12 protein-coding genes and 3 pseudogenes are annotated in these 17,774 nt (G+C 57.7%); 11 read left to right on the top strand and 4 right to left on the bottom strand.

What is annotated here, in order from left to right; all coding sequences use genetic code 11:
• Positions 1-92: 92 nt before the first annotated feature.
• Together ACERZ8_RS18925 and ACERZ8_RS18920 are read right to left on the bottom strand one after the other, a co-directional pair.
• The gene (locus ACERZ8_RS18925) at positions 93-725 is read right to left on the bottom strand and encodes a tyrosine-type recombinase/integrase (RefSeq protein WP_407593717.1); all 633 of its coding nucleotides are present in this window, start codon (positions 723-725) and stop codon (positions 93-95) included.
• Between the two features lie 140 nt (positions 726-865).
• Positions 866-1,623 (bottom strand): annotated as a pseudogene (locus tag ACERZ8_RS18920) (IS5 family transposase).
• A gap of 367 nt (positions 1,624-1,990) precedes the next feature.
• On the opposite strand from ACERZ8_RS18920, the gene ACERZ8_RS18915 reads away from it, so the two are divergent.
• From ACERZ8_RS18915 to ACERZ8_RS18905, 3 genes are all read left to right on the top strand, one after another.
• Positions 1,991-3,250, top strand: a complete 1,260-nt coding sequence (locus ACERZ8_RS18915) for a hypothetical protein (RefSeq protein WP_407593716.1) — start codon at positions 1,991-1,993, stop codon at positions 3,248-3,250.
• A gap of 195 nt (positions 3,251-3,445) precedes the next feature.
• The gene (locus ACERZ8_RS18910; RefSeq protein WP_407593715.1) at positions 3,446-7,042 is read left to right on the top strand and encodes a hypothetical protein; all 3,597 of its coding nucleotides are present in this window, start codon (positions 3,446-3,448) and stop codon (positions 7,040-7,042) included.
• 21 nt (positions 7,043-7,063) lie between these two features.
• Complete coding sequence (locus ACERZ8_RS18905) at positions 7,064-7,693, top strand: hypothetical protein (RefSeq protein ID WP_407593714.1); 630 nt, start codon at positions 7,064-7,066, stop codon at positions 7,691-7,693.
• A 774-nt stretch (positions 7,694-8,467) separates the two neighbouring features.
• On the opposite strand, the gene ACERZ8_RS18900 is transcribed toward ACERZ8_RS18905, so the two are convergent.
• Positions 8,468-9,451: an SDR family NAD(P)-dependent oxidoreductase gene (locus tag ACERZ8_RS18900; RefSeq protein ID WP_407593713.1), complete on the bottom strand. Its 984-nt coding sequence runs from the start codon at positions 9,449-9,451 to the stop codon at positions 8,468-8,470.
• A 250-nt stretch (positions 9,452-9,701) separates the two neighbouring features.
• Between ACERZ8_RS18900 and ACERZ8_RS18895 the strand changes: the two genes are divergently transcribed.
• Complete coding sequence (locus ACERZ8_RS18895) at positions 9,702-10,646, top strand: LysR family transcriptional regulator (protein WP_407593712.1); 945 nt, start codon at positions 9,702-9,704, stop codon at positions 10,644-10,646.
• A gap of 306 nt (positions 10,647-10,952) precedes the next feature.
• Here the strand turns inward: ACERZ8_RS18895 and ACERZ8_RS18890 are convergent, their stop codons facing one another.
• Positions 10,953-11,642, bottom strand: coding sequence for a GntR family transcriptional regulator (locus ACERZ8_RS18890; protein ID WP_407593711.1), 690 nt, complete (start codon positions 11,640-11,642; stop codon positions 10,953-10,955).
• 222 nt (positions 11,643-11,864) lie between these two features.
• On the opposite strand from ACERZ8_RS18890, the gene ACERZ8_RS18885 reads away from it, so the two are divergent.
• From ACERZ8_RS18885 to ACERZ8_RS18855, 7 genes and pseudogenes are all read left to right on the top strand, one after another.
• Entirely contained in the window at positions 11,865-12,848 is a 984-nt protein-coding gene (locus ACERZ8_RS18885; protein ID WP_407593709.1) for an ABC transporter ATP-binding protein, read from the top strand.
• A 36-nt stretch (positions 12,849-12,884) separates the two neighbouring features.
• A complete protein-coding gene (locus ACERZ8_RS18880; protein WP_407594319.1) occupies positions 12,885-14,150 on the top strand; it encodes an ABC transporter substrate-binding protein in 1,266 nt (421 codons plus the stop codon).
• 68 nt (positions 14,151-14,218) lie between these two features.
• Positions 14,219-15,069, top strand: a pseudogene (locus ACERZ8_RS18875) (ABC transporter permease).
• Positions 15,070-15,071: 2 nt separating this feature from the next.
• Positions 15,072-15,911 (top strand): ABC transporter permease, encoded by an 840-nt coding sequence (locus ACERZ8_RS18870; protein WP_407593708.1) that lies wholly within the window; start codon positions 15,072-15,074, stop codon positions 15,909-15,911.
• The gene (locus ACERZ8_RS18865) at positions 15,911-16,561 is read left to right on the top strand and encodes an aspartate/glutamate racemase family protein (RefSeq protein ID WP_407593707.1); all 651 of its coding nucleotides are present in this window, start codon (positions 15,911-15,913) and stop codon (positions 16,559-16,561) included. The genes ACERZ8_RS18870 and ACERZ8_RS18865 overlap by 1 nt, the downstream gene beginning before the upstream one ends.
• A 69-nt stretch (positions 16,562-16,630) precedes the next feature.
• Positions 16,631-17,077, top strand: a pseudogene (locus ACERZ8_RS18860) (integrase); the annotation flags it as partial.
• Between the two features lie 337 nt (positions 17,078-17,414).
• The gene (locus tag ACERZ8_RS18855; RefSeq protein WP_407593706.1) at positions 17,415-17,741 is read left to right on the top strand and encodes an EF-hand domain-containing protein; all 327 of its coding nucleotides are present in this window, start codon (positions 17,415-17,417) and stop codon (positions 17,739-17,741) included.
• Positions 17,742-17,774 lie beyond the last annotated feature (33 nt).

Here is a 17,774-nt window from a genome sequence, read left to right as displayed (position 1 = left end):
CAGCGAACGACAGGTTCGACGAGCCGCACCGCAGCATCTCAGGTGACGGCCGGATGTCTCCTTTGGGCCGTCCGCGAAGACGGCCCAAATTGTTAGATTTCAATGGCCTCTGCAATCGCAAGGGCATCTTCCAGTTCAACGCCGAGATACCTAACGGTGCTATCCATCTTGGTGTGCCCAAGTAGGAGCTGAACCGCCCGCAAGTTCCCGGTCTTCTTGTAGATCTGTGTGACTTTTGTCCTCCGCATCGAATGGGTGCCATAAGCACTCGCCTCAAGACCGATTGACGTAACCCAGTCGCGAACAATCCGTGCATACTGGCGAGTAGAAATATGCAGGCGCTCATGAAACCGGCCAGGCCAAAGGTACTCGGAGCCGACCATCAACTCGTCTTCCATCCACTTCTCGACTGAGGCGCGTGTGCCTTCGGAAATCTCAAATCGAACAGGATTCTGTGTCTTGCTTTGTAGGACGGAGGCGCGCTCCTTAATCTGACCTGATGCCATTACATCGACGACTTTCATCTTAACCAGGTCACAGCCGCGCAGCTTGCTGTCGATCGCCATATTGAACAGCGCAAGGTCGCGGTGGTTTTCGGCTAATTCAAGTCGAACACGGATCGCCCAGACATGCTTTGGTTTCAGCGGTCGTTTCTGCCCCACGATGCGGCCCTTGTTCCATGCGGGGCGAAGTGCGCGAATGGCTGGTAGGTTTGGTGTTTCCATGACTGATCCTCCGATCCGCCATGCCCTCCCAAAACGACAACCTGACGTTGACGCGGCACCATATCACGGATTGCTGCGCTGCCTCTGAGGTCCGGAAAGAGCCCGAAGCGGACAGCATAACTGGTTTCTAGGCTCAGGACTCATAGCCAGTAAACGACGATTGCTGCCAAGACGATTGCCGACAGGAAGACCTTTGGGCACCTGTCGTATCTGGTTGTTACGCGCCGCCAGTCCTTCAGTCTTCCGAACATGATCTCGATCCGATTGCGTCCTTTGTAGCGGCGCTTGTCGAATCGGACCGCTGTCTATCGCTGTTTTCGACGTGGGATGCAGGCGCGTATCCCTTTGTCTTTCAACGCATCTCGGAACCAGTCGGCATCATAGCCACGATCCCCGAGCAGCCAATCCACCTTTGGCAGGCTGCCAACGAGCGCCCGTGCACCGATGCAATCACTGACCGGACCGGCAGTCACAAAGAGGTTCAGAGGACGCTCTTGGCTGTCGCAGAATGCATGCAACTTCGTGTTCATGCCGCCCTTGGTCCGACCGATCAGACGGCCACGCCCCCCTTTTTCACCGCAAGGCTGGACGCTGTGCGATGGGCATTGAGATATGTTGCGTCGATCATGATCGTCTTCTCTTCACCATAGTCAGCGGCCAAACTAATCAGCATCTCGGCGAAGATGCCCTTGTCGCTCCACCGCTTCCAGCGATTGTACAGCGTCTTGTGCGGACCGTATTCCCTTGGTGCATCACGCCATCGTAAGCCGTTGCGATTGATGAAGATAATCCCACTCAAGACCCGTTTGTCGTCAACGCGAGGCTTCCCGTGGGACTTTGGGAAAAAGGGTTTCAGACGTGCCATCTGCTCGTCGCTCAGCCAGAAAAGGTCAGACATGTTCACCGCTTTTGGGCGCGATGAATCACGCCGCCAAGCGGAGATCAACGGGTCCTGACCCTAGTCTCACTTTACCATCACGTACGCAATGCTCGCTGCATGCGTCGGCGTAGTTTCGTAGGCGCTTTGGAGATGGCTTTTGCACGGCATTTGGCGTGTTAAATCACATCCTCTCCATATAACGGACAGGGCACGGGTACTGTGAAGCATTTGCCCCGCGTAGCGGTCATGTCTCGTCATTTTTGACGTTCTTCGGTCCGACTTGGCGAATAACTCCGCTGATCCGCGTGTTCCTCCTCTGACATTGGTGAATTCAAGGGCCTGACATGGCGCGTTGTCACCTCGCATCTCAGAAGGACCGAGCATTATGCCGATCATGGAACAAACCGATATCGACAGCTTGAAGGCCAATCTGGCCAAGGCGCGCAAAGCTGACATCCCCTTTGGGGTCTGCCTGGGCAAGAAGCCGGAAAACACCGTGATGTACCTCGACAAGCAGAAGTCGTCCGACGTTTTGTTGCGGCGCGCCAAGAAAGCGGGCGAAACGAGCAAGGCGGTCGGCGGCAAGGTCGGTATCGAGGGCAAGAAAGCGATACTGACGCTGGAAGGGGATGCCTTGCCCGGGATGGCGAGGACCATGCGCACGTTTTTGCTGACCATCGGGATGAAGATGAACATCGTGATCATGGACGCGTCCGGATCCGTGTTGGAGGCCGACGGCGACGAAGAGCCGGACGCAGGTGGACCGACCGCGGCAGCTGAACCTGTAACCGATGATCCTGCGGTCGCCGAATGGGTCAGGATTGAACCAGTCCAACAGGGGCTGGTGGACACTTTCACCCGGTCCGGGGACGCACGCGCACCGGCGATTGTCAAAGCGTGGGCAAGCGCGCAGGTCGCGGCCAAGAAAGGCAACCACAAGGCGGCGATCGCAACGGCAAACAAGATTAGACCTGTCATCGAAGGCGGCGGCACCCCCGCAGAAACCGCCGAGGATCCGAACAAGGCCAAGTGGCAGGCCATGCAGGGGCCGATGGTTAAGCTTTATGAAGCGGTGATGGCCAGGAACCCGCCGGACCGTGCCAAGATATCCGCAGCATGGGGGATGGCGACGGAAAAGGCCGATGCGGACCAATTCGCGGCCGCCATTATGATCGCCGAAAAGATCAAGCCATTGATGGAGAAAGCGACGTCAGCCGAGGGCACGGGCCAGCAGGCCGAGGTGCCCAAGGACGTCGTGCCATTCCAGAAGTCGCGCGTCATCTGGGTCAAAACGCGCAACACGATGTTTGCCGAGATGAAAAAGCTGGAAAAAGCGATCAAGGCAGCCTGCGGAGAGGAACAGGCCCTGCAGGAGGTGGCAGAGCGCGCGAGTACCTTGACCGGGCGGCTGAGGGATTTTGACGACAGCTTGCAGACCATTCTGGACGCCATCACCAACACGCCCGATGGTGCCGAGCGCGCAAAGCTCAAGCGGGCCGCGGCCCAGAAGGTGGCGCAGTACCAAAGCCTTTTGCAGCAGCCGTTTTTCAAGGACGTCGACACCAACAACGGGTTTGTCGAGGTCACCGTGGCGCGGGCTGCGGTGAGTTCGCTGGGCGCGATCGGAAAGGTTCTGGCGGCGTAGCCATGAAGGGCAGGGGGCGAGGACGCCTGTGGATATGCGCGCAAAAGGTCCAGGGATTTTTGGACATTTTTTGCCGGGCGATCCGAATAAACACCCCGGCTCAGACGTTGTCATAACAGCAAGCGGCCCGATGCCTTGGGCCCTGCGCATCGAACAAACATTCAGCTTGAATGAAACGCAGCAAGGGGATTGGCCATGTCAGGAATGTTGAGCAGCGTGGGTCTCCGGTTTGTCGAAGAGTACCTCACCAAACGCAAGGTTGCGCTGCCTGACTGGACGCAGGTGTATTACGACACCGTCAACGTGACCACCGGCTTTCTGAATCGACTGAAGGATATGCAGGTGCACGTCACAGCCCCCGAGGTCGTCGCCAAGATCGAGAAGATCCTGGCCGAGGCTGCGGCCCTGGACGGGCGGGCCGCCTATGACAAGGCGCTGCCGGCCTATCAATTGGCGTATCACCATGTGAACGAATACGACAAAGGCCAGGATACTCTGCGCGATCATCTGAACCGGTTCACGGTGTCTGACCATGTGTTGACAGCCGAGGCCGTCGATCTGGAAAAGAAAATCGAAGACGCCAAGAACCTGATGGCGACGGACCCGGCAACCGACAAGGATTACGGCAACGCCGCAAAGCTGTTGCATGAGGTCACTGTGGAAGTGAACCGGCTGCGCCAGCCCCGCGGCGCCGAGCGGGCCGTGGTTGCAAAATTGTGGACCACGGGTGTTCCGACGCTGGACGCGATTGACAAGAAACTGGCCGCCCTTGTGAAACCGGACGCGGGTCTGCAGGCGCGGGCCGCCGCCGTCCGCGCCGATGTCGTTGCGTTGCGCACCGCGTTGGACAGCAAGGAGGTCAACGCGATTGCGACGGCGCATGGCGGATTAACGGATCTGGAGAAACGGCTGTCAGACCTGGAAACCGACACGGACAAGGCCGCAACCGACAATCTGCGCGTCATGATCCCCACCAATGCGGGCGTGACGGACGCGGAAGTGAACATGCTTCTGGAGGTCGGCAAGGACAATCCTGACACGATGTTTGCGGCGCTTTCGGTGCTCAAGGACCTGGACAAGGATCTGAACGGCGCGGCGGTGGATCATCACAACCTCGAAGCGCGCGCGCTGGCCACGGCCAACTGCAAGAAAGAGCTGGGTAAAAAAGCCAAGGCCTATGACGAGAAAGAGGCGGTCGCCCTACCGCTTTACGATGCGCTTGATAAGGCGACGACTGCGCTGGAGGCCGCCAAGAAAGAGGCTGCGACCGCCGAAGAGGCCGCCCGGGCATTCCACCGCGACAACCAAGCGGCCCTGACAGATCCCGCGCATGCAGATCACGCGCGTGCAAGCGCGGAGTACAAAAAGCTTTATGCGGCCTATGAAGCCGAGGACGCCAAGGTCAAAGCCGCCGGGCGGGACCGTGATGCAAAGGCACAGGAGTTTGAACCCGCGCGTCTCGAGGCGGTGGAGGCCCTGATCAAAAAGGACGAGGCACAGAGTGCCTATGACGAGGCCAAGCAGAAGGAAAGCGCGGCCTACACCAAGCGGACGCTGCTGGATGCGATGCAGTTCGGGGTGTTGTCGCCGGGTCATGCCCATCAGCTGAAGGACCCGCAAGCGGCTGGGTTGGTCGAGCTGTTCAAGACAAAACCGGACATTGCCGCCAAGGCGCTGGCCATCGCGTCCAAGTCCGAGAACCCGGAAAACGTTTTGCTCTGCGCCCAGACGGTGGCCAAGCGGATGGAGTCTCGGTTCGAAGACAACGGCGGTAACCAGCTGCCAGAGGACCTGTCGGTGGACGACTATGCCGAGGGCCTTCTGAAAGTGTCTTCGGTCATCCCGTTTGAGGATGTGCAGAAACTGGACACCTATATCGCGTCGGGTCGTCACCTGGATGATGTTCCGGGCATCGTGCCGGTTTTTGACGTCCGCAAAGATCCGAAGAACCCGAAGAAAAAGATCGTTCGCATCGACAAGATCGCGTCAGGCAAGTCAAGTGTTGACGCCGTCGGGGCCCGTATGGTCGGACCAGATGGGTCCATGGACCTGGATGCGGGCCGTGACGCCATGCTGGACGTGGCGTTCAATATTGGTGGCGTCTACGCCGGCTCGGTCGAGCAGGTGCGCCACATGCACGAAACGCTTGAGTTCTTCGACACCACGCCGGCGGCTGTGCAACTGGTCGAGAACGCCAAGGTGCCACAGGACAAGGCGGGGCAGGCCCTGGTTTTTAAGGCCACCGGCCGGGATGATGCGTTCGTGGTCACGGACAACGACACCCGCAAGGCCCTGGTGACCGCGATGATGACGCCGGTTTACCAGGACAAGGTCGGGTCCTGTTTCGTGACCGCCTCGGTGGTCAAGATGCGCAAGGAAGACCCGATGGGGACGATGCAGGCGATGGCGACGCTTGTGGACACGGGCGTCTACGAGCTGCCGGGTGGCGATCCTGCAGATCCTGTGGATCCTGTGCGTGCGGTGCAGCAACTGCCCGAAGACGAGAACGCCGTGCTGCGCAGTTTTGAATACACCTTGGCCCAGGCGACCAGCCGGTTGGAGGACAACAGGCACCAGAAAGAGCTGGACCAGGCGACCGCGCGCGGCCTGAGCAAACTGAAAGGCGCGCTCAAGCCGGAGCGCGCGGACGCGATTTTGACCGACATACAGAACGCCATCATGGATGCGGTGGAGTACAAGTACTTTCCAAACGAGGTCACGAAACTGGCAGGGGACGGGTCGTCCAGCCAGGGCGCGTTCAAGTTGGTCGACAAAATGGGCGGTGCGCCGATCGAGTCGGACAAGGACTTCCTGAAACTTGTGTACAGGGCGGTGAAGGCCAGGGTCGGCAAGGACGACGTCAAGAAGGGACTGACTGTCGACAAGCTTTTGAAAGCGATTTTGACCGGCAGCTTCATCAAGCAGTTCCAGTCGGACCGCGGACCGGCCTACAGGCCGCATGGCGGGGGCTATGGTGATGAGGCCGCGCAGGTCCTCGACGGCGAAGAGCACACCAGCAAGAAGCTGGCTGGAAAGGTGGACAAGGACACGTTGGATCCGGCCGAACGGACCACGGACCTGCTGGCCGGTTTCCTTGATCTGGGCGGGGATGGAATGGTACCCGTCGCGGTGCATCAGCACGTCTTTAACGCGGTGCCGGACCATCCGTCGATGCAGGCGCTGAAGGGCGAGACGCCCGAAGAGACCCGCGCCAATATCCAGCGCGAGGTGGTCGACAAGGCGGTGACCGTCAGGGATACGGCCATGCCACTTGAACGCGTGAACTACATGTTCGACAACGAGATGAAGCGCGCCGTCTCGCGCACGAGCGGCCGGGTCAAGGCGGCGCTGGAGAAAGCGTGGCGCGATGAGGTGCCGACACGGGCGATGACGCCGCCCGAATTTGCCGCGCATCTGGAACAGGCGATGGACCCTGCGACAGACCTTGCGGCCCAGATCAAGGCGGACCAGCGGCAGGCGAAGAAAACCAAGAAGGGCCAGCCAATGACCCAGGCGGACGTCGATGCCTACAAGGCAGAGTCCATCGCCATTCAGAAAGAGCGCCGCAAGGAAGAGCTGACCGTGCGCATGGTTGCCGATCTTGGGTTGCCGGAGATCGTGATGGCGGACACCAACTGGGGCAGCCCGGAAGACCACCATATGTTCGTCATCGTGCCCGACCCGATCAGCGGCACGCCCAAACTGTGTATACGCAATGATCCCGAAGGTGAGTTGGCGCAGCAGCGGGATGCCGATGGTTGGCTTGCCGATGGCTGGCGCAATGTGGCTTAAGTTAGGAAAAGGAGTCTTCAGATGACATCACCCGCCAAAATCGCACTTGGATTTCAGAAAGACGGAACCACGCCCCAGGCCGTGATCGGTGCGCAGACCATGGGCTCTGTGACAGAGGTGATTGCGCGTATGCCGGACCTTGTTGCGCCGGAAGCGGCGGCGGAGCTGGCGCGTGTGATCACCCATTTCGCCCGCGGGCGCGACTATCGCGTCATCACGGACCGCGCGGCTTTCGAAGAGGCCTATCGCGCGCGGATCGACAGCGAGGATCCGGCGCAGTCCTTCCGGCAGGGCGTGTACCGGCTGATCGACCATGGCGTCCCGGAGTTTGAGGATATTGCCGAGCCTGTGCTGACGGACAGTACGCTGACCTGGTGTGCCGAAGACGCGATCACCGGGCTGCCCTATGTGGTGACTGCTGCGCTGGATCGCCTGGACACGCCGGACGTTCAGCCCATGCCGTTGACACCTCTGCCGACCCCACCACGTAAGGCGGTGTCCGACGCCGGGTTGAAGATGCTCTTTGGGACCGACCCGGAAGTCGGGCCCGAGACTCCGGCACCCGTTCCGCCCGACTGGTTGGAGGCAACAGTGTCGGACAAAAAGTCAAAAGACACGGACACCAACCCCCTCCCGCCGCCTCCGGCCTGAAAAGGGGTGGGGCGTTGGTGTACGCATCCCGTGAACGTTGGCCAAGTTCGGTGACCTCGGCGACATCATAGTCCTCGCGGACTGGCCGCTTCGAGGAAGGATGCGTAGGTCAGCGGGCGTTTCTTTTGGACTGTTGCCCACCGGCGCGCTTGTCGTGCAGGTTGCTGTACACGTCACGTCAGCTTTGTCCCGCGATCCAGACCTCGGCAGATGCAAGAATTGAGCGCTGGCAGCGAATGTCGGCTATGCGGGCTGCGGCCGCAGCATCTGAGTCAGTTGTTGGACGGCGGCTTTGGGCCGTCCATGCCGGTGATGATGGGCCGTTGAAGCTAAAATGCTGCAGCCGATCTAATGGCGGCGATGAGACCAGATTGCATGGTGCCGCACCATGCATGAATGTCTGCTCTATCGCGGCACGGCCAAAAACGTGACAAAATCAAAGGCGATTGTATATTTGACAAACCCATCATCGCAGACGCCGTCATGGATAGATTGTCGAGCAATCGCTGGCACATCAAGCTGAAGGGGCAATCCCGTCGCAAGAAAGAAGCAAGTCTTGACGATCTACATACCTAGGCCGTGTTTCAACTTGGGATCGGCGTTGATTGCAAATTGCGGTCAACGCCGAACGAGATTTGTAGAGCGTGCTGATCGTTGTCGAAATATGCATGATGACCGCGACGCCTCCCACTTTGATTGCTTCGTTCCACATAATCCATGCTCCTTTTGGAATTGTGTGCCCCGCCCGTACCGGCGATGCACAGTGTTTTCGGCCTAGCCGACGCTGCGTGCGGCGTCCCCATAGCTGACGTCCATCACCTCACCCGTCATGCGCTTGGTCGCATCGCTTGCAAACCACATGACAGCTTTTGCGATATCCTCGACCTCGTGGTGGCCGATGCCGAGCGTGCTGCCGGATGCGATCGCCGCTGACACATCGTCGAAGGTCGGATTCTCAGCATTCGGCAGAACTGCGCGCAGAACCGCTTCATTGTCGGCGAAAGGTGTGCGCACCAGTCCGGGTGCCACAACGTTGCACATGATGTTTTCGCGCCCGTAGGCCAGTGCTGCACTTTTGGCAAAGCCGTTCACGGCCCATTTTGTCGCTCCGTAAGAGCCAAAAATGCCATTGCCTGTGCGTGAGAGACCCGAAGAGATATAGATGATCCGGCCCCCACCGGCAGTGCGGAGATGCGGCAAGGCGGCCTGTGTCGTTTTCATATAGCCACCGACATTCACCTCATAGAGCGTCGAAATTTCGCCTGCCGTGACATCCTCGATTGCGCCTGCATGGCCTACACCTGCGTTGGCGAGCACGATGTCGAGGCTGCCAAAACGGTCCACGGCCCGGCGCATGGCGGCTTGCTGATCCTCCAGATTGCGCACGTCACCCCGGTACGTCATGCACTGGGCTCCGAGCGCCTCGATCCGTGCCTGCGCTGTGGCAAGATCGGCCCGGCTGGGCAAAGCATAGCTAACATGCGGCATGTTTGGTGTCGCGATGTCGAACAGGACGATATTGGCACCGGCCTTTGCAAATTCTTCCGCAGAGGCAAGGCCGATGCCGCGGGCGCCGCCGGTCACAAACGCGGTTTTGCCGTCAAGTTCCCTGGTTGTGGTACCGGATTGGGCCGCCGCGTGGCGCGCGGTCATCACGGTGGATGCGGCCACAGCTGCTGCGCCAATTGTGCCTGTGCGCAACATTTGGCGGCGCGACACTTTTTGAGCGTGTGCGGTATTTTTCGAATTGGACGTCATTGTGATCACTCCTTGATTTGGCCCGGTCCGGGCGCGTGGTTTTGGGTAAGACTGGACTGTTGCGAAACGCGCTTAGAACGTGAGCAAAACCAGATGGCTGAGCCGTTCGTTGGCTGCGAGGCCCTCCAGCACGTCATCCCGCTTGCCGGGCAGAGCAGGCGCGCGACGCTGCGATGCAATCAGTCTGAACATTGCCGTTCCTTTCGTTTCCTTGCTGTCAAAAGGCTCTGTGCCTTTCCGTGAGAAACATATGGATCGTGCCTTGTTCATCCGGTATGGGGCGATTGTACCAATCAGAATTGCGAAAAACGCAGCAATGACTGATGATGACTTATTCCTCGCTGTTGTCGACGGCGGTAGCTTTCGATCCGCAGCGCAGTTTGCTGGTCTTGATCCCAGTCGCGTCAGCAGGCGTATCGCAGCGCTTGAGGCGCAGTTGGGAGTAAAACTGCTAAACCGTACCACCCGGGCGTCTGCGCCAACCGAAGCCGGAAAACGCTATGCCGAAGGGGTGCGACGTCTGAGTGACGCCCGCGCGGCACTGCTTGCGGAAGTCACAGGCGGTCAGGATCTACCGAAAGGCCGTTTGCGCGTGGCAGCACCCACTGATTTTGGCGCGCGCTATGTCGCCCCGGTACTAATGGAGATGTCAGAAGCCCACCCGGAGCTGAGTGTCGATCTTAGGCTGGGATCAGGATTTGCCGATCTGCTGGCTGAAGGAATAGACGTCGCAATTCGCATCGGCAAACTCGCTGACAGCACGTTGAGGGCGAAGCGGATCGGCACCTCGCATCGTGTGCTTGTCGCGGCACCGCACCTTGCAGCAAAGGTCCTTTCGCCCGAGGATCTGAGCCAGATCAGCATTGTGTCCTACAGGACCGGCATGACAGAGATGCGCTCCAGCTTCGAATGGGAAGGCATGCATCAGGAACTGCGTATGCCTTGTCGCTACGCGGTGAATTCAATGGCGGCTGTACGCGAAGCGGTTTTAGCCGGTCGCGGCGCGCATCTCGGACCACTTTGGGCGTTTCGCGACGATCTGAAAGAGGGGAGCGTCGTAGAAGTGCTGGCGAAAGCTCGTTTCGAAGGCTTTCCAATTCACGCCATATGGTCTCCAACGCCTTTTCAGCCAGCCGCCTCACGAGAGTTTATTGCGTTGATGGCGAAGAACCTCTCGGATGAAGACATCAGATGACATCGCACAAATTGCTGCCGCCGTATTGGATCTTGCGCCTTCGCAGAAGGAGCGGCCCGAACGATGGCACCGGCCCTTTGCTGCCGTTGACCATGCAGGTCCAATACTGCGGCCGCAGCCCGCATTCCGGACATTCGCTGCGTTTGCTTTGGTTAAAGGGTACGACCTGAAGGCGTGCGCAGCTGAATGAAGCCTTTGGCGCATCTTAGGTCTTCATTCTGCGTCATAACCCTGGGCTGTTGCTGTCCGTCATAAGAACTTTCCCGACTGTATTCAGCTCAATCGCGTGATGCGCTTCGACATCTGTCATCTGCGCAATGCTTCTTTCAGAGACGTCGAGCTTTCATCCTTTCCGCGTAGATCAAGCTGGGAATAGATGTCTAGGAGGTGGCCCTTCATAAGGTCTTCGGCGGCAGTTCCGTCATGGTTTCGGAGCGCATCAACAAGCGCGTGATGGGCGTTGTTTTCGCACAAAGCACTGCGTCGCTTCCAATAGAGCGCTATGACCAGCGAAGAACGGGACACAAGTTGTTTTAGGAACTGCTCGATTGTCTGTTGGTCTGCGATGCGAGCAATTTCGAGATGAAAATCGCCCGAGAGCTTCAAAGCAAGGCCGGGCTGGTTAAGATCAAGTGCTTCGTGCTCTTCTTTGATGTGCCTCTCAAGCAGCGCAATATCATCCGGTGTCGTCCGTTCGGCTGCGGCCTTTGCTGTGCTCGGTTCCAATAACGCACGGGCCTGAAAGACCTCATGGGCTTCTTTCAGTGATGGTTTTGAGACAAAAGCACCACGGTTCTTCTCGATTGTCAGCAATCCTTCGAACGCCATTGCCCGCAAAGCCTGTCTAACGACTGTACGGCTTACCCCAAAGATGTCACAGACTTCGTCTTCACGCAGTTTCGCTCCGGGCTTAAGCCGATGCTCATGCACCGCGTTTGCAAGCTGTGCAGTAATGTCTTCTGCAGATGCGCTCTTTGTTTTGGTTATGCTCGACATACTGGTCCCTCTGACGACAACTTGCGAACTGCGCTGATCCAATACAATGGATCAGGTTGTGTCATCGCACATTGTATACAATTCATGCCTGATTTTTATACAAACCCGTCTTCGAATGCTTCAATTTGAATAGCCGTCAGTCCCTCACCCCGCGTTTGGTGGATTCAACTTGGTCGCATCAAGAGGCTTGAGGCAGCGTCGCCACAACGCCTCGGGGATGACATGAGCCGAAAGAGTGACCTTGAACTTATCAGCCTGACGAAGCGCTATGGCGCGACGGTCGCGGTTGACGCAATCAGCTACCACTTCAGTGCGGGAACCTACGCGTGCCTTCTTGGGCCATCGGGTTGCGGGAAGTCTTCCACCCTACGGATGATTGCCGGACATGAAATTGTGTCTGATGGGGCAATCACCCTTGGAGGACGCGACATCTCGGCGCTGCCGCCCGCCAAACGTGGCACCGCGATGATGTTTCAGAACTATGCATTGTTCCCGCACCTAAGTGTGCTCGACAATGTGGCCTTCAGTCTGACCATGAAAGGTATCGATAAAGGTACACGCCATGCACGCGCCAACGAGCTATTGGAGCTAGTTGACATGACCTCAATGGCGGATCGCCTGCCTGCACAACTGTCAGGTGGCCAACAACAGCGCGCGGCTTTGGCGCGGGCCCTGATCACAAAACCAGACGTGTTGTTGCTGGATGAGCCGTTGTCGGCGCTCGACCCTTTCTTGCGCATTCGTATGCGGGCTGAATTGAAAAAACTGCAACGGGAACTGGGCATCACCTTTGTCCATGTCACCCATGGTCAGGATGAGGCTTTGGCGCTTGCCGATGAGATCGTCGTGATGAACGACGCGAAGATTGAGCAGGCGGGCAAAACGCGTGCGGTCTTTGACGCACCCAAAACGGCTTTTGTCGCTCGTTTTCTGGGGTCGCACAACGTGGTGTCGATGCCCGAGGGACTGGTCGCTGTCCGGTCGGATGCTCTGAAGCTGACGACCGACAAGGATGCAAAGCTGCCGGGCACCGTCACCAACATCGAATATCAAGGCACGCATGTTGCGCTTACCGCTTCCGTTCCCGACGAACAAGAAGTCACGGCACTGCTGTCTGACAAGGATTTCTTCGGCAATCCGAAGGAGTTGGGCGAGGCAATCGGCCTCGACTGGGAGGCCGAGGCGGCACATGCCTTGGCTGGATAACGAACCGTTCAACAGAGAGGACGAACCATGACGACAATCTCCAAAGTACGCTATTCGCGTCGCTCGCTTCTGAAGTCGGGTGGCGCGGCGGTGGCGGCCGCCGCGCTTCCGGCTCCAATGGTTTGGGGGCAAGAGACGAAAGACATCACCTTGCGCCAGTTCGGCACCGGGGTGTCGAACCTGAATGACGTTGCTCTGAAAGTCAAAGAAGATTTGGGCTTCAATCTGGAAATGACCGCGCTGGATACAGACAGCGTGACACAGCGCGCGGCAACGCAGCCCAACAGCTTCGACATTGCCGATATCGAGTACTTCATCTGCAAAAAGGTCTGGGCCGCTGGCAACCTGCAGGCGATGGATACGTCCAAAATCGCCCAATATGACAACATCGCGGGTACCTTCCGCAGTGGTCTTCTGACCCCTGAAAGTACAATCGCCCAAGGGACTGCACCGCACACCGTCGGGTTCACCACGGGCGTCAACGGAACCGAGTTTGTTCAGGAAGAATCCGGCTGGATGACCCTGATCCCAACAATCTATAACGCCGATACTCTCGGCATCCGGCCTGACCTTATCGGTCGTCCGATCAGCAACTGGCGCGAGCTTCTCAACCCGGAATTCAAAGGCAAGGCGTCGATCCTCGATATTTCGTCCATCGGGATCATGGATATGGCTCTGGTCGTGGAATCCATGGGCGAATACACCTACCCCGACAAAGGAAACATGACCAAGGAAGAGATCGATCTGACCCTTGGAATCTTCACCGTAGCCAAGAAGAACGGCCAGTTCCGCGCGTTCTGGAAGTCCTTCGACGAGTCCGTGAACCTGATGGCATCCGGTGAGGTGGTCATCCAGTCGATGTGGTCGCCCGCCATCACTGCAATCCGCTCGCAAGGCATCCCATGTGTCTACCAGCCGCTTGAAGAAGGCTACCGCTCTTGGGGTGGCGGCTTGGGTCTGTCGGCCTCGCTGTCTGGCATGGAGCTCGATGCGGCCTACGAATACATCAACTGGTACCTGTCCGGTTGGGTTGGCGGCTATCTGATGCGCCAGGGCTATTACTCAGCCGTGCCAAGCACCTCCAAAGAATTCATGTCCGAAGACGAATGGGGCTATTGGTACGAAGGCAAAGAATCCCAAGGCGATATCGTCTCTCCAACAGGCGCGAAACTGGCCGGTCCCGGCGAAGTGCGCGATGGCGGCTCCTTCCTGGAACGCATGGGGCCGGTGGTCTGCTGGAACTCTGTCATGGACGAGAACCAGTACATGGTCCGCAAGTGGAACGAGTTCATCGCGGCCTAAGCAATACGCGCTGGAGGGTTCCGGCCCTCCAGCATCCCAAAATTTCCATCAAGGTAGCAGAGGCAGGTTTGCGAAATAACTCCGTCTTAGGTTGGCTATTAGCCTCCCCATTGTCGCTGGTACTCCTGGTGTTCCTTGTCGCCCCGATCGTCATGATCGTTGTGGTCAGCTTCTGGGGCGCGACAGAGTGGTCGATTTACCCTGCGTTTCTGTTCGACAATTACGAATTCCTACTGACGTCTGATGTGACATATCGGGTGTTTTTAAACACCTTTAAATATGCCGCGATCACTTGGGCTTTCACCCTGCTGATCGGCTTTACCGTCGCCTATTATTTGGCGTTCCATATTCGCACGCTGACATGGCAGATCGTGCTGTTCCTGCTGTGCACGATCCCGTTTCTCACGTCGAATATTATACGAATGATTTCCTGGATCCCTTCTTGGGGCGCAACGGGATCGCCAATTCGACCCTGATCTCCATGGGCGTAATAGATGAACCGCTTGAATGGCTGCTGTTCAGCGATTTCAGCGTGATCCTTGCCTTCGTGCATCTCTACACGCTTTTCATGGTGGTCCCGATTTTCAACACCATGATGCGTATCGACAAATCGCTGATTGAGGCGGCAGCGGATGCAGGGGCGACGGGCTGGCAGACGCTCTGGCACGTGATCATCCCTTTGACCAAACCCGGCATCATGATTGGCACAATCTTCGTTGTGGCACTTGTCATGGGTGACTTCATCACAGTGCGGTTCATGTCAGGCAGCCAATCCGCCAATATGGGCCGTCTGATCCAGAACGACATCGCGCTGCTTCAATATCCGTCCGCCTCTGCAACTGCGGTCATTCTGCTTGTCACGGTTCTGCTATTGATTGGAACGCTGCTGCGTTTCGTCGATATCCGCAGGGAGCTTTGATCATGGAGCCGCGCCCCAAATCCTTTTACATCCTCACGGCCTTCTTCGTGCTGTTTCTGATTTTCCTTTATGGTCCCACTTTAACCATTGGCATCTTGTCGTTCCAAGGCCCCGGCGGAGGGCTGACCTTTCCGATGCGGGGCGTCTCATTGCATTGGTTCCGGGACCTGTTTGAACAACAAGCCGTAGGCGATATTTGGGGGTCATTCAGCCGCTCGTTCGTGCTGGGCCTGATGGTCATGATCACCACCGTCGTGGTTTCGGTGATGGGTGGGCTGGCGTTTCGCACACGATTTGCGGGCTCGACCGTACTGTTCTACCTGACCATCACCTCGCTGGTGATCCCGTCGATCTTGATCTCACTTGGCGTCGGCCTGATCTGGTCGCAATCCGATCTGCCCGTGCATTGGTCAAGTTCAGGATTTGGTGCGCAGCTGACTTGGACTCTGCCCTTCGGTCTTTTGATCATGTTTGCTGTGTTCAACCGCTTTGACAAATCCTTTGAAGAAGCGGCCCGCGACCTTGGCGCTAGCCCATGGCAAGTCATACGCCACGTGGTCCTTCCCATTATCGCGCCCTCGCTCATCGGTGTCGCGCTCTTTGGCTTCACCCTAAGCTACGACGAGTTTGCGCGAACGCTGCTGACCTCCGGCAGCTATAACACACTACCGCTTGAGATATTCGGTATGACAACAAACGTGACCACGCCGGTGCTTTTCGCCTTGGGCACTTTGACGACCGTATTCTCGCTGTTGGTCATCGGAGTTTTTCTCCTGATTGCGTGGATTACGAATAGGCGACGGGCACGGAACGGCTCTGACGCCGGCCAAGGCATGGTCTGATGACGATCATCATAATTAACCCCAACAGCACGACCTCGATGACAGAAGCGATGCTTGCCCAGGCGCGACGGTCGGTCCCAGAATTGAACTTCGAAGGCTGGACCTCGGCAGAAGGGCCCCCAGCCATTCAAGGGCCTGCGGATGGTGAGGCCGCGCGGATACCTCTGCTCAAGATGGTCGAACGCGCTTCTTCACAAGGCGCGGAAGGAATAATCATCGGCTGCTTTGACGACACAGCTTTGGAAGAAGCCATAGCGATTGCCGCTTGCCCCGTCATTGGCATTGGCCGGGCGTCTTACCACTACGCCGCCATGAGAAACTGGCGGTTCAGCGTTGTAACAACGCTTTCTGTCTCAACGCCGATCATTCGCCACAATATCGAACAGCAGGGTTTGGGGCATTTGATGTCGGGCGTCCGTGCCTCCGAAGTTCCGGTTCTGGAACTTGAGACAAACTCCAGCCAAGCGGGCCGGATCGTCGCTGAAGAAGCGTTCCGTGCCGAGCGGGATGATGGCGTCTCAGCGATCATCCTTGGCTGCGCCGGCATGATCGAAGTTGTCGATACGGTCAGGAAGAAGCTTTCGATCACGGTGATCGATCCGATTGAATGCGCAGCTGCATGCATGCTTTGGATGCGCCATAGCGTTTAGGCTGCAAATAGCGCGAGCACATATGTGGTATTCTTATCCTGACAGCTTTTCGTTGTCGTTGTGGAGGGCATGGCGGATCGGAGGATCAGTCACGGAACCAACCCCAACCTACCTGCCATTCGCGTACTGCGCCCGGCCTCGAACAAAGGCCGCATAGTCGGTCAGAAACGGCCGCTGAAACCAAAGCATGTCTTGGCGATCCGGGTTCGCCTTGAGGTCGCCGAAAACTATCGGGACTTCGCATTGTTCAATATGGCAATCGACAACAAGCTACGCGGCTGTGATCTCGTGAAGATGAAGGTCGTGGATATGATGGCCTTTAGTCAGATCAAGGAGCGTGCCTCGGTCCTGCAAGCCAAGACGCAGAAACCTGTTCGCTTCGAGATTTCCGAAGGGACGCGTGCTTCTGTTGAGAAATGGATGGAGGATGAACTCATGGTCGGGTCAGAGTATCTTTGGCCGGGCCGTTCCTTGAACAGATTGATGAGATCAGATGGGTCACGTCTGCACGCGCGATGAAGCGAATGTTACGGCTCTATGAACCTTTTATGACAGCTCTGCGGGAGGAACTTGTTCGCGGTACTGCTTTCACGCCGCTGGACCGGATGCATGTCGTGTCGTGGTTCGGAAATGTTCATCTGACGTTCATCTGGCGTTGGATCGCGCGTCATCCACGGATACTAAGGTCATCCGCTTAAACCGAGCATGTGCAGTAAGAGTGGAATGGTTGGCCTGGAGAATGAGTGTCGTGCGGAACAGTCCTTTGCGGAGAAATCTCGCCTTATGTCGGGCGTTATACCCGGGAGCGTCGACCGGCGCGAAACTATGCAAATTCGCGCTGGCCTGCACCCTTATGACGCCCGCTTTTGCGCAATCGGCCAGCTTTCGTTCTGTGGACACCAATTCTGACCGGGTGCTGAGCCGGGATGAGCTTGTCGCAGCTTTTGGCGCAAGCGGGGCCGCGCGGCTTTTGGCTCAATCCGATCACAACCGGGATGGTCAGATAACGATTTCGGAGTTGCGGCAGGAATCAAGACGAGACGCAGAGCGCGACGTCGCAGATGATGACGACGACGACGATGACGACGATGACGATGACCGGGATGACAATGACCGGGACGACAGCGACAGGGGAGATAGCGAAGGGGGAGATAGCGACGGGGGCGGCGATGATGACTGACGAGGGCATGTTCCTTGCTGTGGGGCGCCGTTC

Origin of the sequence: Tateyamaria armeniaca (genome assembly GCF_045797845.1) — a bacterium.
GTDB lineage: Bacteria > Pseudomonadota > Alphaproteobacteria > Rhodobacterales > Rhodobacteraceae > Tateyamaria > Tateyamaria armeniaca.
Note: the sequence above shows the minus strand (reverse complement) of the source record. Positions and strands in the feature narration are given on the sequence as shown.

What these genes read in the sequence shown, in the direction of transcription:
- ACERZ8_RS18925 (WP_407593717.1), bottom strand. Translation starts at nt 725, where the DNA reads ATGGAAACACCAAACCTACCAGCCATTCGCGCACTTCGCCCCGCATGG.
- ACERZ8_RS18915 (WP_407593716.1), top strand. Translation starts at nt 1,991, where the DNA reads ATGCCGATCATGGAACAAACCGATATCGACAGCTTGAAGGCCAATCTG.
- ACERZ8_RS18910 (WP_407593715.1), top strand. Translation starts at nt 3,446, where the DNA reads ATGTCAGGAATGTTGAGCAGCGTGGGTCTCCGGTTTGTCGAAGAGTAC.
- ACERZ8_RS18905 (WP_407593714.1), top strand. Translation starts at nt 7,064, where the DNA reads ATGACATCACCCGCCAAAATCGCACTTGGATTTCAGAAAGACGGAACC.
- ACERZ8_RS18900 (WP_407593713.1), bottom strand. Translation starts at nt 9,451, where the DNA reads ATGACGTCCAATTCGAAAAATACCGCACACGCTCAAAAAGTGTCGCGC.
- ACERZ8_RS18895 (WP_407593712.1), top strand. Translation starts at nt 9,702, where the DNA reads ATGGATCGTGCCTTGTTCATCCGGTATGGGGCGATTGTACCAATCAGA.
- ACERZ8_RS18890 (WP_407593711.1), bottom strand. Translation starts at nt 11,642, where the DNA reads ATGTCGAGCATAACCAAAACAAAGAGCGCATCTGCAGAAGACATTACT.
- ACERZ8_RS18885 (WP_407593709.1), top strand. Translation starts at nt 11,865, where the DNA reads ATGAGCCGAAAGAGTGACCTTGAACTTATCAGCCTGACGAAGCGCTAT.
- ACERZ8_RS18870 (WP_407593708.1), top strand. Translation starts at nt 15,072, where the DNA reads ATGGAGCCGCGCCCCAAATCCTTTTACATCCTCACGGCCTTCTTCGTG.
- ACERZ8_RS18865 (WP_407593707.1), top strand. Translation starts at nt 15,911, where the DNA reads ATGACGATCATCATAATTAACCCCAACAGCACGACCTCGATGACAGAA.
- ACERZ8_RS18855 (WP_407593706.1), top strand. Translation starts at nt 17,415, where the DNA reads ATGACGCCCGCTTTTGCGCAATCGGCCAGCTTTCGTTCTGTGGACACC.